Origin of the sequence: Pedobacter vanadiisoli (genome assembly GCF_042684385.1) — a bacterium.
Classification (GTDB): domain Bacteria; phylum Bacteroidota; class Bacteroidia; order Sphingobacteriales; family Sphingobacteriaceae; genus Pedobacter; species Pedobacter vanadiisoli.
Map to the genome: position 1 here is coordinate 106,854 of NZ_JBHULL010000002.1, position 14,694 is coordinate 121,547.

At 38.8% G+C, this 14,694-nt stretch carries 13 protein-coding genes; 5 read left to right on the forward strand and 8 right to left on the reverse strand.

The features are described 5' to 3' along the window. The first annotated feature begins 376 nt into the window (after positions 1 to 376). Positions 377 to 562: a hypothetical protein gene (locus ACFSR6_RS00790; protein WP_379073779.1), complete on the forward strand. Its 186-nt coding sequence runs from the start codon at positions 377 to 379 to the stop codon at positions 560 to 562. A 27-nt stretch (positions 563 to 589) separates the two neighbouring features. Here the strand turns inward: ACFSR6_RS00790 and ACFSR6_RS00795 are convergent, their stop codons facing one another. The 5 genes from ACFSR6_RS00795 to proS all read right to left on the reverse strand — a co-directional run bounded on the left by ACFSR6_RS00795 (position 590) and on the right by proS (position 6,147). Continuing rightward, positions 590 to 1,237 (reverse strand): response regulator, encoded by a 648-nt coding sequence (locus ACFSR6_RS00795; protein WP_379073780.1) that lies wholly within the window; start codon positions 1,235 to 1,237, stop codon positions 590 to 592. Positions 1,238 to 1,522: 285 nt separating this feature from the next. Further along, positions 1,523 to 2,137: a Crp/Fnr family transcriptional regulator gene (locus ACFSR6_RS00800; RefSeq protein WP_379073781.1), complete on the reverse strand. Its 615-nt coding sequence runs from the start codon at positions 2,135 to 2,137 to the stop codon at positions 1,523 to 1,525. A 108-nt stretch (positions 2,138 to 2,245) separates the two neighbouring features. Then, the gene (locus ACFSR6_RS00805) at positions 2,246 to 3,097 is read right to left on the reverse strand and encodes a TIGR02757 family protein (RefSeq protein WP_379073783.1); all 852 of its coding nucleotides are present in this window, start codon (positions 3,095 to 3,097) and stop codon (positions 2,246 to 2,248) included. A 242-nt stretch (positions 3,098 to 3,339) separates the two neighbouring features. Then, positions 3,340 to 4,479, reverse strand: a complete 1,140-nt coding sequence (locus tag ACFSR6_RS00810) for a cystathionine gamma-synthase (protein ID WP_379073785.1) — start codon at positions 4,477 to 4,479, stop codon at positions 3,340 to 3,342. A 195-nt stretch (positions 4,480 to 4,674) separates the two neighbouring features. Beyond that, on the reverse strand, positions 4,675 to 6,147 hold the full coding sequence (proS, locus tag ACFSR6_RS00815; protein WP_379073787.1) for a proline--tRNA ligase: 1,473 nt from the start codon (positions 6,145 to 6,147) through the stop codon (positions 4,675 to 4,677). A 198-nt stretch (positions 6,148 to 6,345) separates the two neighbouring features. Here proS and ACFSR6_RS00820 point away from each other — a divergent pair, with 198 nt between their 5' ends. Next, a complete protein-coding gene (locus ACFSR6_RS00820; RefSeq protein ID WP_379073789.1) occupies positions 6,346 to 7,344 on the forward strand; it encodes a hypothetical protein in 999 nt (332 codons plus the stop codon). A 21-nt stretch (positions 7,345 to 7,365) separates the two neighbouring features. Continuing rightward, positions 7,366 to 8,895, forward strand: coding sequence for an OmpP1/FadL family transporter (locus ACFSR6_RS00825; protein WP_379073790.1), 1,530 nt, complete (start codon positions 7,366 to 7,368; stop codon positions 8,893 to 8,895). Between the two features lie 95 nt (positions 8,896 to 8,990). Here the strand turns inward: ACFSR6_RS00825 and ACFSR6_RS00830 are convergent, their stop codons facing one another. Both ACFSR6_RS00830 and ACFSR6_RS00835 read right to left on the reverse strand, forming a co-directional pair. Further along, complete coding sequence (locus ACFSR6_RS00830; RefSeq protein ID WP_379073792.1) at positions 8,991 to 10,826, reverse strand: UbiD family decarboxylase; 1,836 nt, start codon at positions 10,824 to 10,826, stop codon at positions 8,991 to 8,993. 105 nt (positions 10,827 to 10,931) lie between these two features. Next, positions 10,932 to 11,411: a Dps family protein gene (locus tag ACFSR6_RS00835; RefSeq protein ID WP_379073794.1), complete on the reverse strand. Its 480-nt coding sequence runs from the start codon at positions 11,409 to 11,411 to the stop codon at positions 10,932 to 10,934. Positions 11,412 to 11,696: 285 nt separating this feature from the next. Here ACFSR6_RS00835 and ACFSR6_RS00840 point away from each other — a divergent pair, with 285 nt between their 5' ends. Beyond that, entirely contained in the window at positions 11,697 to 13,217 is a 1,521-nt protein-coding gene (locus ACFSR6_RS00840) for a muramidase family protein (RefSeq protein ID WP_379073796.1), read from the forward strand. Beyond that, the gene (locus ACFSR6_RS00845) at positions 13,214 to 13,864 is read left to right on the forward strand and encodes a uridine kinase family protein (protein ID WP_379073798.1); all 651 of its coding nucleotides are present in this window, start codon (positions 13,214 to 13,216) and stop codon (positions 13,862 to 13,864) included. The genes ACFSR6_RS00840 and ACFSR6_RS00845 overlap by 4 nt, the downstream gene beginning before the upstream one ends. Before the next feature lie 125 nt (positions 13,865 to 13,989). On the opposite strand, the gene ACFSR6_RS00850 is transcribed toward ACFSR6_RS00845, so the two are convergent. Beyond that, positions 13,990 to 14,649 (reverse strand): CoA transferase subunit B, encoded by a 660-nt coding sequence (locus tag ACFSR6_RS00850; protein ID WP_379073800.1) that lies wholly within the window; start codon positions 14,647 to 14,649, stop codon positions 13,990 to 13,992. Positions 14,650 to 14,694: the final 45 nt, after the last annotated feature.

Genomic DNA, 14,694 nt, shown 5'->3' on the forward strand with positions numbered 1-14,694 from the left:
ACGGTTAAATGAAATAACTGTTTAAAGCATGTATTTCCATGTTTTACATAAAGCCAGGATTTGAATATGTTGATCTTGATCAAATAAATAAATACAACTTATAGCTATATCAAATAGTTATATATTAATCACCTGTTTTAAATCGAGTAAAAATCAGTCACAAAGTTGGCATAGCCTATGGCAACCACAGTTATTGAAAAGCATCCCTGTAAGTTCAGCGCGACAGAAAAAGTATCAAAATGAAGAATAACACTCAAATCAGATTTAACAGGCTCAAAGAAATATCACTTTACTTAGAAAGTAGTATTCAGCCAAGAGTATTAAATAAAAACTTTAGCTATTTTAAAATGTTGAGTAAGCAATAAACATTTATCTTATGAAAGCTAAAGACAATAAAAATACAAAAGAGAAAGAGCATAAAAGTAAAGGAAGCTCAAAAGGAAAGGCCTCTTTCGACCAGAACGGAAAGGGTTCTTCAGATAAATTTGGTCAGGCGGGCTCAACTCCTAACGAATCAGGAGCAAGTGGACTTGGCACTGCAGATAAAAACAAAAAAGCTTAAAAAGATAAAAAGAGTAAAATACTCTTTTTATCTTTCGTAGATACTCATCTTTTCAGCCAGTTCTATAATGCTCTTTATTTTCAGTTTCTGGAAAAGCCTTAATTTGTATGTACTTACGGTACCCATCTGAAGTTTTAACTGGTTAGAGATTTCTAATACCCCTATGCCCTTGGTTAAAAGTTCTGCTACTTCAAGCTCTCTGCCTGATAGTTTGGTAAATGGATTATCGGCATCGTTACCCAATATGCTATTAAACATGTTTTCCTTAACATTTCTGCTCGAATACCGGCTGCCAGCTAAAATTGTAGTAATAGCAGTTACAATTTCCGATTCTTCCGCATTTTTGGTCAGGTAACCTGAAGCTCCCGATTTTAAATAAGGTACAGCATAAATATTCTCATTTAAAGAAGAAAACACCAGGATTTTAGCATTAGGCTGAACCAATTTAATTTGATCGATTACCTTAAGGTTGTTACCCCCAGGCAGGTTTACATCAATGATAATTAAACTCGGTGATTTTTCTACTTCCACAAGTGCTTGCTCTAATGTGGATGCATGAATGATTTCAACACCAGGCCAAAAGTCTGATATTAAACCTTTTAAACCTCTACGAATGATTTCATGATCATCAGCGATGAGCACTGTAAAAGTACTTACGGTATTTTTTGTTTTCATTATTTTAAAGAATATGCTGCAAGTTAATAAAAAGTTATTTTTTTGTACGTAATAGTAGTAAATTTTTCGTCTAAAAATGTAAATATTATTATACACAATTAAAAAAAAATGTTAACAACACCTTGAGAGTGCCAGCCAGGTGCCTGATTATGCAAAGGCGTAAGTGATAAAAATCTCACCTACACCGCTGCTTGGCCCCAAATTTTAAACATAAAATACAGAACGGCTATGAATTACAGCCAGTTATTCCCTTTCTTTTCTATTATTACAGACCAGCTAAGCAACTTAGATTTTAGACCTTATACGGCTAAGTGTTTCCATTCTGATGGCTAAAAATGAGGCAATATATTTTAAAGAAACACGGTTTACCAGATCGGGAAAAGAAAGCAGGAACCGCTTATATCTTTTTTCGGCAGAAGAGATCCTGCAGAGATAGGCACGTTCCTCCGCAGAACGGTAATATATTTCGATTATTTTTCTGCCAACAACATTGGCTTCAGTAAAGTTTTCATACAGGTATTCTAATAATACATGAGGTATCGCAACCAAGTCTACATCCTCCAATGCCTGTAAATACTCATCCGAATTACTCTCCATATATAAATTACGTATAGTACCAACAACTTCATCCTCTTTGGCAATCCATGTGGTAATTTCATTATCCCCATCCTTCGTAAAGCCCCTTACTATTCCCTTAACAATTAAAAAAAGGTATTTGTTGCGATCTACAGGTGAAATGAGGTATTTATTTTTTTTAAAGCTGACCGGAAAGGTATGCAGATTAATCCGCTTTTCTATTTCATCATTAAGTGGGTGAAATTTCTTAAAAATTGAGACCAAGGGAGAAAAATTATTGTATTGCTTCCACTTGTTACCATCAGATAAATTAACCGCGATCATAGAAATTACTGTTTAGACAGACAATATTCTCGCCTAAATGAGAGAATTACCATGTAATAATAAGAACATTGATCTTAAAAAAGAAGTTTTATTTACACATAATTTAAGCTAAAACTCTTTCTCAACACCCAGTCCAAACAAAGCAAAGTCATATTTAACCGGGTCTGAGGGGTCAAACTCCTTTAAATTAGTAGTTAATTCTACAGCTGTTAACCAATCTGTTTGCTTCCGGTTAATGAGTCCAAGCAAACGCCCTACCCTATCTACATGTACATCGCAAGGGCAAATCAGATCCTTAGGCCTTAGTGTATTCCAGATCCCAAAATCAACGCCCTTGTCATCGGCCCTAACCATCCACCTTAAAAACATGTTCAGGCGCTTGCAGGTTGATTTTTGTTGTGGTGAAGAGATGTGTTTTCTGGTACGGTGTGGAAAATCATCCAGCGAAAAAAAATACCGCCTGAAATAATTGAGGCATTGTTCAATAGAAACCTGTAACTGATCGGCCAGGCAAACACCAGAAGCATTAAATGTCTCTCCTTTTATATCAGATATTTCCAGGTATGCATCAAGAAAAACCTCCTGTTTGGGGATAAAAGCTTGCTCTAAACTATCAAAACGACTGTAATGCATTTTAAAAAAAGCAATAAAATAAAGCAGGTCGGTATCGTTAAAAGTACGGTGCTTAAAATTCAGTAAACGTTTTAAGTCGTTATCGTTATGGTTGAGCACAAAATCGTACGGCGCATTATCCATCCGGTTAAGTAACTCCCGGCATTTGTTAATAATGGTTTTACGCTGCCCCCAAGCCAACACCGCCGCAAAGAAACCCGAAATTTCAATGTCCTGTTTTTTCTCAAAAAGATGCGGAATACAGACAGGGTCGTTTGCTATAAAATTAGGCTGGTTGTATTGTTCAACTTTATAATCAAGAAAATTCTTTAGCTCCAGGAATTGCATGAGGTATTTTGGTTAAAACGAAAGAAGTAAAAATGATAGTTATCTGGAACTAAATGCAGATCTCCATAATATGCTGTAATTCATTATCATTTACAGGGTTTAATAAAAAGCCTCGTCATCTCGAGCGAAACGCATTGAGCGGAGAGATCTGCCTCATGACAGATTTAGCTTCGCTGAGCACTCCGTGGTTCTCGGCTTCGTTACACTTCACTCGAAATGACGGCACTTTATTTCTAACCAGCTTAAGCCAAAGCCCTTTCTAGATCTTCCAAAAGATCATCGATATCCTCTACACCAACGCTTAAACGCAACAGGTTATCGGTTACCCCTACCTTTTCACGTTCTTCCTTAGGTATTGAGCCATGTGTCATTGTAGCCGGGTGATTAATCAATGATTCTACCCCACCTAAAGATTCGGCAAGGGTAAATACTTTAAAGCTCGACGAAATCCTGAACGTTTCCTGTAAATCTGCGCCTTTTAAGGTAATCGAAATCATACCGCCAAAGCCACGCATCTGTTTTTTGGCCACATCATGATTCGGATGGTCTTCAAAACCAGGCCAGTAAATTTTATCAACTTTTGGATGTTTTTTTAAGTAATGGGCAATACGCTCCCCATTTTCGCAATGCGCTTTCATCCTTAAATGAAGGGTTTTAATCCCCCTCAGCACCAGGAAAGCATCTTGCGGGCCCGGCGTCGCACCACAGGCATTGTAAATAAACCAAAGGTCTTTGTACAACTGTTCATTATTGGTTACCAAAGCCCCCATCACCACATCAGAGTGTCCGCCAATATATTTGGTTACGGAGTGCATCACAATATCGGCACCAAGATCAATCGGGTTTTGCAGGTAAGGCGAAGCAAACGTATTATCAACAGTCAGGATTAAATTTTTCTCTTTTGTGATTTTTGCTACCCCCTCAATATCGATGATCTGCATGGTTGGGTTAGTAGGCGTTTCTATCCATACCAGCTTTGTCTTGTCGTTAATATAGGGCAGGATATTCTCTGGCTTGGAAAGATCCAAAAAATGAAATTTGATTCCGTATTTGGTGTAGATTTTAGTAAAAATACGGTAAGAACCACCATAAAGATCATTCCCGGTAATGACTTCGTCTCCAGGTTGCAATAATTTTAATACAGCATCTGTAGCACCCATGCCACTCGAAAAAGCTAGGCCGTACTTGGCATTTTCCAATGCAGCCAAACAATCTTCCAGAGCTTTACGCGTTGGATTTGTCCCCCTCGAATATTCGTACCCCTTATTGTCTCCAGGTGATTTTTGCCAATAGGTTGAGGTTTGATATATCGGTGTCATTACAGCACCAGTGGTTGGATCTGGCTCTTGACCAGCATGTATGGCTTTAGTTGCGAATTTCATTGTTTTTGAGATTTGCAATGTGAGACCTGAGGCATTAGATGAGATCTAAATCCCATGTCTCAGATCTCACATCTGATTAATATATGAAAACCGTTTATTAGAAGATTCAAAACTTCAAACTTTTACGATTCTAAACTTATTTTTAAAACGCCTGTACGAAGACTCACGATTCAGAACTCTGAACTCAGGGCTGAACTAATACGCTCTTGCAAACAGTACTCTTTGAATAGATGGTTTACCTGAATAAATACAAACACCATCTTCCAGTTGATTATCCAAAGGAATACAACGGATTGTTGCTTTTGTTTCTTCCTTAATTTTTTGCTCTGTTTCTGGAGTTCCATCCCAATGTGCAGATATAAAACCAGCCTTTGTATCCAACAGTTCCTTAAATTCCTCGTAAGAATCTGCTTTTGTAATGTGTTCATCGCGGTAAGCCAATGCTTTGTTAAACATGCTCTGCTGAATGTCTTCCAGTAGTTTAACAATATAAATGTCTAATCCTTCCTGGGGCACGGTCTGCTTTACTTTGGTATCCCTGCGGGCAACTTCTACCGTCTTATTTTCAAGGTCGCGGCCACCAATAGCAATACGAACCGGCACACCTTTTAACTCATAGTCAGCAAATTTAAATCCCGGGCGTTGCGTATCCCTGTCGTCATATTTCACAGAAACGCCTAAACCTTTTAAACGCATGGTTAATTCATTAACGTATGAAGAAATTCTCGACAAATCTTCCTCACCTTTATAAATCGGAACAATTACTACTTGTACCGGTGCAAGTTTTGGTGGGATAATCAATCCCGAGTCATCACTGTGTGCCATGATCAAAGCGCCCATTAACCGGGTAGAAACACCCCACGAAGTAGCCCAAACGTGATCTAGCTTACCATCTTTACCAGTAAATTTAACATCAAAAGCTTTTGCAAAATTCTGTCCTAAAAAGTGCGAAGTACCGGCCTGCAAAGCCTTACCATCCTGCATCAATGCTTCAATGCAATACGTATCAAGGGCACCTGCAAATCTTTCATTAGGAGATTTACGCCCCCTTACCACAGGCACTGCCAACCAGTTTTCTGCAAAATCGGCATAAACATGCAGCATGCGTTCAGTTTCTTCGATAGCTTCTTCGGCAGTGGCATGGGCGGTATGCCCTTCTTGCCACAAGAATTCGGCGGTACGTAAAAATAGCCTCGTACGCATTTCCCATCTCACTACATTAGCCCATTGATTCACCAATATGGGAAGATCACGGTACGACTGAATCCAACCCTTATAAGTATTCCAGATGATGGTTTCAGAAGTCGGGCGTACAATCAACTCTTCCTCGAGTTTGGCATTTTCATCCACTACAATATTCCCGTTACCGTCATTTTTTAAGCGATAGTGTGTAACCACAGCACATTCTGTTGCAAAACCCTCAACGTGAGAAGCTTCCTTAGAGAAAAATGACTTTGGGATGAATAAAGGAAAATAGGCATTTTGATGGCCTGTATCCTTAAACATTTTATCTAAAACGGCCTGCATTTTTTCCCAAATAGCATAACCATTGGGCTTAATAACCATACAACCACGTACCGCAGAATGCTCTGCTAAGTCTGCTTTGATCACGATATCATTATACCACTGGGAATAATCTGCTTCTCTGCTTGTAATTTCTTTGCTCATATTATGTATTTGGAACGTAATTTGTACGTTAAAAAATGTAAAATTAGATGGCAAATTTATAAATTTATGCCTACAAAAGGTTAAGAATTGACATCAATTATAATTTAACATTTTTAGGCCAACTAAATAGTTAAGAATTAATTACTTTTGAAAGCTGTTTATCAATATCCGTGAACACACACAACTAATATAAACACAATGAAACCAATTAAATTTTTACCCATTGTTATGATTGCTGCTGCTGGGTTGGTGGCTTCATGCACAACATCAAAATTGGCTCAAACCAAACAGGCTGATGATGTTTATAATTCTGTGGCGAAAGCCAGGGAGGTGGAAATCGCACCTCAACCTCAAAACCGGCAAGGTCAGCAATACCAGGCCCAGGGCCAGGATGAATATGATGAATATTATGGTACCAGTAATCCTTACTACGATATGGATTATGCCTCAAGAATAAACCGTTTTTACAATGGTTACAGCTTCCAGGGTTACTATGATCCTTATTTCGATAATTATTACTATGGTAGCAGCTACGGACCATCCAACTATTTGGGTATCGGATTGGGCTGGAACAATGGTTATGGTTTAGGCTGGGGCAGCGGATTTGGCTGGGGTTACGGCAGTATCTGGAACAACCCATTCTATTACGGCAACTTTGGTTATGGTTGGAATAACCCATGGGGATGGAATGCCTGGGGGCCTTACTCTTATTACGACCGTTACGGCTGGGGAGGCGGATACTACGGCGGTGGCTGGGGTATTGGCGGTGGCTACTATGGTGGCGGTGTTTATACCAATAGAAATTATAGACCAAGACCAGGTAGTGATGACAGAGGCATACCTAGATATGGCAGTGCACCAGGAAATGGGGGCAGACCAAGCAGATCTGGCGTAAATAATCCAAACGGTGTATCTTATGTACCAAATAATAATGCAGGCAGACCGGTAAGAAACCAAGGTGGATATACTCAAAACCAAGGTAACCAAAGCGGAAGACCTACCAGAAATGACGGTTATGCACCTCAAGGTACACAAGGCAGCAGACCTACCAGAAACGAAAACTATACCCCTCAACAGCCCACCAGGACTGAAAGCAGGCCAAGTTATTCTCCTCCACCATCAAATGGCGGCGGTGGCGGCTCTATGGGCGGCGGCGGTGGTGGCGGTTCAAGACCATCAAGAGCAGGAAGAGGTTAATTTTAAAATTTAAACACACAAATGAAAAAAATCATTTTAGCTTCTCTAGTAGCTACAGTAGCTGCTATGGGAACAACATACGCCCAAAGTTATGCGCCTGACGCATTCCGGTTCTCCCAAACCAATTATGGAAGCTCTGCAAGGTTCAGAGGAATGGGCGGTGCCCAAATTGGTGTAGGTGGCGATATCGGTTCAATTAATGCCAACCCTGCCGGCTTAGGTTTGTTTACCAAATCGGAATTTAGCATTACGCCAGAATTTAATTCAGTATCAAATGGTAGTGCTTACTTAGGTAACAATACCTCAACAAATAAAAATCAATTGAACCTGAATAATGTTGGTGTGGTATTTTATAGCCCTGCTACCAAAATTAAAGGCACTAATGTAGATAAAGGATTGGTAAGTAGCGTATTTGGTTTAAGTTATACCCGTAATAATGATTTTTTAAATAATTTCAGTTATAGCGGAACCAATACAAACAGTTCCATCAGAGATTCTTATGTAGATCAGGCCAACAATTATGGCACCAGTAACAGCATAGCAGGCGACGCTTACAATAGCTATCTGATCAATAAAAATACACCTACTTATCCGAATCAGTTTTCTGCCGAGCCTTATAACAATGCCAATTTTAAACAAAATTGGGATGAGTCGCGCTTAGGTTCCACTTCAGAATTTAACGTAGCAGGCGCATTGAATTTTGGCAATAAAGTATATATAGGTGCAACAGCAAGTTTCGTTAATGTAAAATATACCAGCGATGCTACTTTCACCGAATCAGGTATTGTTAACTCGTACGACGATGGTGCTGCCATACCAAAATATAATGGAAATGAAAATTATAACCTTACGCACTTTAGAAATCAGGAAACTAAAGGCGGTGGTTTCAATTTAAAGTTAGGTGCGATTTTCAGACCAGTAAGTGAATTAAGGATCGGTTTGAATTTCCAAACGCCAACCTGGATGAATATTGAAGATAATACCAATGAAACCTTACAGGCTACTACTTCCGGAAATGCAACAACGAGCCCAACCAAATCAAATAATCCTACCCAGTATTACTCATTTACTTATAATCTGCGTACACCTTTAAAAGCTTCGGCGGGGATCAGTTATGTAATTGCAGGTACCGCATTAATATCAGCTGACGTAGACTATGTAGATTATTCTTCGATGCGTTTTTCTGATTCTAACGGATCTGATCGTTCAATCATTAACGACAATAATGCTTTTATCAAAAACAATTACAAAGAAACTGTTAACTACAGGGTTGGTGCAGAGGTTAAAGTAACCAACGAACTTAGCTTGCGTGCAGGTTATGGTGTAAATGGAAACGGCATCAAAGGCGGTGATAATAAATTTTACCAGGGAGAGTATTATACTGGAGGAATTGGGTACCGCATAGACAACTATTATTTCGATGTAGCTTATCAAAACTATCAAACCAACTTTAACTCAAGTCCATACTTATTAAATGATTATAGTGAGCCAGTTGCCGATATTAAAAGCAAAAGAAACAATGTATTTTTGACGTTTGGAGTTAGATTTTAAAGATTAACATTTAATGATATCAAAAAGGCTTCAGTTGTTTACTGAAGCCTTTTCTGTTATTATAAAGCTTTAAACCCGAAAATCTGTTTATTCAGTTAAATTATTCCATATAGGCTTCCACCCTTTTGAGCCAATAAATTTACTTTGTTTTCAATTTCCTCATCTTTAACTAACTCAGGTGCGTGGTGGGGCTTTTTTCTCGCATCGATAATCAAAGAGCCTTTACATCCCCAGTGTTTATTGATGGTAAAATCGTTTATGCCATAAATATCGGCAGCCGGGTTACTCCTTGTAAAAGCTACCCAAACAAAGTTATCAATCGTTGCAGCGGTAAACCCGGCATCATCAGCCAGTACAATTAACGGCAGCCCGCTTAAGTCCTGATCCATTAAGGCCATATTGAGCAGGGCTATTTCGGCTGCAGTTTTCTCAGCACTTAAATAAGCTTCTGCTTGCAACACCAATATACCTGGCGTGGCTATGAATGCTTTGGAAAATCCATTGGCCAATTGCAGGCCATCGGGAACGTAGTTCCACAGTTCGCGTTTCTGGTTACCGGCAGCAGCAATAACGACTTTAGAACCGCTGTTCAAACCGTCGCCACTATAATCCAGTGTATCTATGGTGGTGTTGGTATAAAAATGAATATCTCTTGTTAAATCAATCCGTTCTAATATGTGCCTGATAAAATCTTCGATATGATGTGTATCTAGCTTTTCATTATCTTCTTTAGCGGCTATAAAAAGGTATTTGGCCAAACTCAACTGGTTTTTACCCAGAATGTGGTTGGCAATAGTTAAAATTTCCTGTGGCCTTCTTTCTTTCAGGTATGGCGTATAACGTTCGCTGCCAATGGCAAAAAGCAAGGGATGGACACCCGCTGCATCTACGGCATGAACTTCCTTCAAACCATGTATTTCCTGGGGAATGGCAGAGCCGGTTATCTCGTGAATTAAAGCTCCAAAACTAGTATCTTCCTGCGGCGGGCGGCCAACTACTGTGAAGGACCAAATGGCATCTTTTTTATGATAGACATTATGCACTTTCATTAATGGAAAAGGATGTGTTAAACTGTAATAGCCTAAATGATCGCCAAAAGGTCCTTCAGGCTTATTTTCGTTCGGATAAACAGTACCTGTGATCACGAAATCGGCATCTGCAGAAATACAGAAACCCTCATCATCATAAAAATAACGGAAGCGCCTGTTGCCAAGAGCACCGGCAAAAGTCATTTCGGACAAGCCTTCAGGTAATGGCATTACTGCAGCTAAAGGATGCGAAGGTGGACCTCCAACAAAAATGCTCACTTTTAAAGGTTGTCCAATAGCGTTCGCTTTAGATTGGTGCACCCCTATCCCCCTATGGATCTGGTAGTGCAAACCAATTTCTTTATCCTGTATATAATCGTTCCCGGCCAACTGAATGCGGTACATTCCTAAATTGGCATTCAACACTCCTGGTTTATCGACATCTTCGGTATATACCTGTGGCATGGTAACAAATGGACCACCATCCATAGGCCAGTTTACAATCTGGGGTAGTTGACTAATACTTGTTTTTAAAAATTTACGCTTAGCAGATGGTGTTCTAAGCGGCAGTGCAGATAATGCTGACAGGGCAGAACCCGCATATTTAAAAGGATTTTTTAAAGCTTTTATAGGGTCGTTTCTTAACGAAACCAATTGCTGTACCTTAGGCAAAGTATCCCTAAAAATAAATTTTGATCTTTCCAATGTCCCAAAAAGATTAGAAACCGCAGGAAAAGGGCTTCCTTTAACTTTTTCGAACAACAGTGCCGGTCCCTGCTTTTCGTATACCCTTAAATGGATGGCAGCCATTTCTAAATAGGGATCTACTTCTTCTTTTATTCTGATTAAATGACCATGTTTTTCCAGGTCTGATACACATTCTGCCAAACTTTTATACGCCATGCCCAAAGATAAATATTTAGATTTCCAATGAAACAAAAAAGCCTCATATAAGCAGATTTTACAATAAAGCTACTTATATGAGGCCGTTAACCTACCAAAATCGGGTTACTTTTTCCCGGCAAAAGAGCGTAACATCCAGGTATTTTTTTCTTTAAACTGCATAAAACGGTTCACCATATCGTTAGTTCCATCATCGCCAGCACCACCAGTAGCCTCCAAAAGCTCCCTTTCCAACTCGATCAAAATAGCCATATCATCTAAAATGGCATCAACCATATCGAGATCTTTTAAACCAATGGTGTCAATCTCTTTGATTTTCGATTGTTTTATATAATCGGCAAAGCGGCTATGCGGAGCTTTGCCCAAAGTTAAAACACGTTCAGCAATTTCATCGATCGTTAACTGTGCGTTGGTATATAACTCTTCGAACTTCACATGAAGTGTAAAAAAGTTCTGCCCCTTAATATTCCAATGGCAGCCCCTTAGCTTTTGATAATGGATATGATAGTTGGCTAAATAATCGTTCAGCAAATCAACAACCGGTTTAACTTCTTTTTCGTTTAAGTTTATTTCTTTAGCGTCCATTCTGTTATAATTTATAATATGTTTTAATGTGTTTTTAACAATTCAGATTCTGAAAAGTTTTGTTCAAATTTGTCTCCTGAACAATACGTTATTTATTAAACCGTTTAATATTTATGACCATTATAAATTACATTCTTTTAAATATTTGTTAATGAATAGCATATCGGACAATAAGGTTAAATTCTTCTTATTCTTACTTCAATAACGGCAAGAATAACATAAGATGGTTAACAATATTATTCGTATTATTGCTCCCTCTGACTTAAAAAATCACATAAAAAATAAATGCATAAAATATATTTATCTGCTGTAATGTTATTGGCACTGAATATGGCAACAGCCAAAGCCAACACAGCAAGAGACTCTATCGGTGTAGAAAATAATAAAGGCAAAAAACTCATCATTCACCAAACTGTTGCAAAAGACACTTACTATTCGATCGGGAGAAGATACAATGTACCTCCAAAAGAGATTATGGCTTTTAACGATAATAAGTATCTGCAGGTTGGGGTAATCATTAAAGTCCCAACCAATATTCCTTTTACAGCTAGCGGACCATCAAGAACAGAAACAACTTCGTCAGCAGCCAATGTGATTGAGCATACCGTTAAGCCAAAAGAGAATCTAAACATGCTGGCCGAAAAATATGGCACAACGATAAATGAAATTAAAGCCTTAAATAATTTAACAGGAAGTAATTTAAGCATCGGACAGGTTTTAAAAATACCCGCAAAAAATCAATCGCAAACCGAAACGATTGAGCCGATCACACCAACTGTAAAAAATAATGCGAAATCACCGGTAAACGATACTCCACCGTCTGATCAGACCATGATCGAACATACGGTACAGCCAAAAGAGTTTTTAGGAAAAATTGCCGAAAAATACGGCACCACAATTGAAGAAGTAAAAAAAGCCAACAACCTTTCTGGCAATAACCTCCGGATTGGACAGAAGCTTAAAATTCCAGCAACCAAAAATATCGACGATAACAAAGTAGTTTCGGCTGTTGAAGAAAAACCAGCACAAGAGAATACATCTAGCGACAAGGCAGGTACACATACCGTTTTAAGAAACGAAACCATTTTCACCATTGCCAAACAATATGGCGTTACCGCTTATCAGATCCGAAAAATGAACGATCTTCCTGATAATGCGATTACCATCGGACAGGTTTTAAAAGTTCCAGGTGGCATTATTACAGATGTTCAGGTACCAAAAGAAAAACAGGCCGAAACCAAAACAAAAGAAGTACCGGCAGCCCCTAAAGAAGAAAGTTTTATCCATACCGTAGCTGCTGGCGAAAATATTTTTTCTATCGCTAAAAAATATAATTTAACAGCATATCAGATCAGAACAGCAAATAAACTTGATGATAATAACATTAAAGTTGAGCAAAAACTGATCATCCCTAAACCACCACAACCTAAATCGGTAAATGATGCTTCGAAAGAAGAGCAGGAAAATGAGCCTGACAGTACCATGGTTAAAGATCCTAAACTGCGCCGTGATCCGAGTGTATATGGTTTAAGCCAGATCGAAGAAAAAGGTACGGCAGTTTGGATTGCTGATCAAGACCTTGATGGTACAAAAATGTTGGTTTTACACCGTACGGCACCTGTAGGCAGGGTAATTAAGATTACCAACCCAATGACCAACCGTACTACTTTTGCCAAAGTTGTTGGTAAATTTACAGAGAACGAATCTACAAAAGATGTTATTATTGTAATGACTAAAGCTGTTGCCGATTCATTAGGCGCTTTAGACAAACGTTTTTTCTGCAATTTAACATACAGTGCTCAATGAGTTCAAACAAAAAGCCTTTTATAATTGGTATTGCCGGTGGTAGCGGATCTGGCAAAACATTTTTCCTAAACTGCTTTCTCCATCATTTTAAACAGGATGAGGTAACCCTCGTATCGCAGGATGATTATTACATCCCTGCAGGTGACATGACACAGGAAGAAAACAAGTTATACAACTTCGACCTCCCTTCAACGATTGATAGTGAACAGTTTTTAAAAGACATTAAGCAATTAATAAGTGGCGAAGTGGTTTATAAAAAAGAATACAACTTTAATAATCCGCTGGCTGTAGTTAAAATACTGGAGATCAAATCGGCACCTATTATTATTGTAGAGGGTCTTTTTATCCTCCATTTTAAAGAAATTGCGGCTTTATTGGATCATACCATTTTTGTTGATGCAGATGAACAGGTTGCTTTAGATCGCCGGATTAAACGTGATGGTTTAGAACGCGGTTATCCTGAAGATGACGTATTGTACAAATGGCATAACCATGTAGTACCGGCTTATAAAGAATACCTGCTACCTTACCGTGAACAATGCAATAAGGTGGTGATAAATAATACTAACGAACCCGACGAAATTATCGCCATCACAGAAGAAATTTCGAATGATTTGAGGAATAGTGTCTTGGTTGATCTGCAGTAAACTTCAAAGAAGTTGAAGAAGTCAAGCTTTTAAAAAGCTTGACTTCTTTTTGATCATACACTTTGTCAGACTGAGCGTAGTCGAAGCCTTAATCGCCGTGGTTTGTGTCCCCACAAAACACAAATCTAATCCAACCTCATCTCCGGAATTTCGCCCTCCACAATCAATTTACCGGCTGTAGATTGCTGTATAAATTCGATACTAACGCCCGGTGCACGCTCCAAAAGTTTAAAACCACCTTCAGGTAAAACATCTAAAACCGCCAGTTCGGTGACAATTTTTTTAATGCATTTTACACCCGTTAAAGGCAAGGTACATTTAGGCAATAATTTACTTTCACCAGCCTTGTTGATATGTTGCATGGCTACAATGATGTTTTTTGCTGAGGCAACCAGATCCATCGCCCCTCCCATCCCTTTAACCATTTTGCCCGGAATTTTCCAATTGGCGATATCGCCATTTTCTGAAACTTCCATGGCGCCAAGAATAGTTAAATCTACTTTTTGTGCACGGATCATCCCAAAACTCATCGCCGAATCAAAAATTGACGATCCTGGTAAGGTGGTAATGGTCTGTTTACCTGCATTAATTAAATCTGCATCCTCTTCTCCTTCAAAAGGAAATGGCCCCATGCCCAGTAAGCCGTTTTCTGATTGCAATACTACATTAATTCCCTTTGGAATATAGTTGGCCACCAGCGTAGGTATGCCAATACCCAGGTTAACATAGTATCCGTCTTTTATTTCTTTAGCGATGCGCTGTGCGATCTCTTCTTTTGAAAACATAAAATTGTAAATGAATGAGTTTTGAATGATTAAATGAGTGAATGT

Bases quoted from the DNA above. Each gene is read 5' to 3' on its own strand.
- ACFSR6_RS00790 (WP_379073779.1), top strand. From the start codon at position 377: ATGAAAGCTAAAGACAATAAAAATACAAAAGAGAAAGAGCATAAAAGT.
- ACFSR6_RS00795 (WP_379073780.1), bottom strand. From the start codon at position 1,237: ATGAAAACAAAAAATACCGTAAGTACTTTTACAGTGCTCATCGCTGAT.
- ACFSR6_RS00800 (WP_379073781.1), bottom strand. From the start codon at position 2,137: ATGATCGCGGTTAATTTATCTGATGGTAACAAGTGGAAGCAATACAAT.
- ACFSR6_RS00805 (WP_379073783.1), bottom strand. From the start codon at position 3,097: ATGCAATTCCTGGAGCTAAAGAATTTTCTTGATTATAAAGTTGAACAA.
- ACFSR6_RS00810 (WP_379073785.1), bottom strand. From the start codon at position 4,479: ATGAAATTCGCAACTAAAGCCATACATGCTGGTCAAGAGCCAGATCCA.
- proS (WP_379073787.1), bottom strand. From the start codon at position 6,147: ATGAGCAAAGAAATTACAAGCAGAGAAGCAGATTATTCCCAGTGGTAT.
- ACFSR6_RS00820 (WP_379073789.1), top strand. From the start codon at position 6,346: ATGAAACCAATTAAATTTTTACCCATTGTTATGATTGCTGCTGCTGGG.
- ACFSR6_RS00825 (WP_379073790.1), top strand. From the start codon at position 7,366: ATGAAAAAAATCATTTTAGCTTCTCTAGTAGCTACAGTAGCTGCTATG.
- ACFSR6_RS00830 (WP_379073792.1), bottom strand. From the start codon at position 10,826: ATGGCGTATAAAAGTTTGGCAGAATGTGTATCAGACCTGGAAAAACAT.
- ACFSR6_RS00835 (WP_379073794.1), bottom strand. From the start codon at position 11,411: ATGGACGCTAAAGAAATAAACTTAAACGAAAAAGAAGTTAAACCGGTT.
- ACFSR6_RS00840 (WP_379073796.1), top strand. From the start codon at position 11,697: ATGCATAAAATATATTTATCTGCTGTAATGTTATTGGCACTGAATATG.
- ACFSR6_RS00845 (WP_379073798.1), top strand. From the start codon at position 13,214: ATGAGTTCAAACAAAAAGCCTTTTATAATTGGTATTGCCGGTGGTAGC.
- ACFSR6_RS00850 (WP_379073800.1), bottom strand. From the start codon at position 14,649: ATGTTTTCAAAAGAAGAGATCGCACAGCGCATCGCTAAAGAAATAAAA.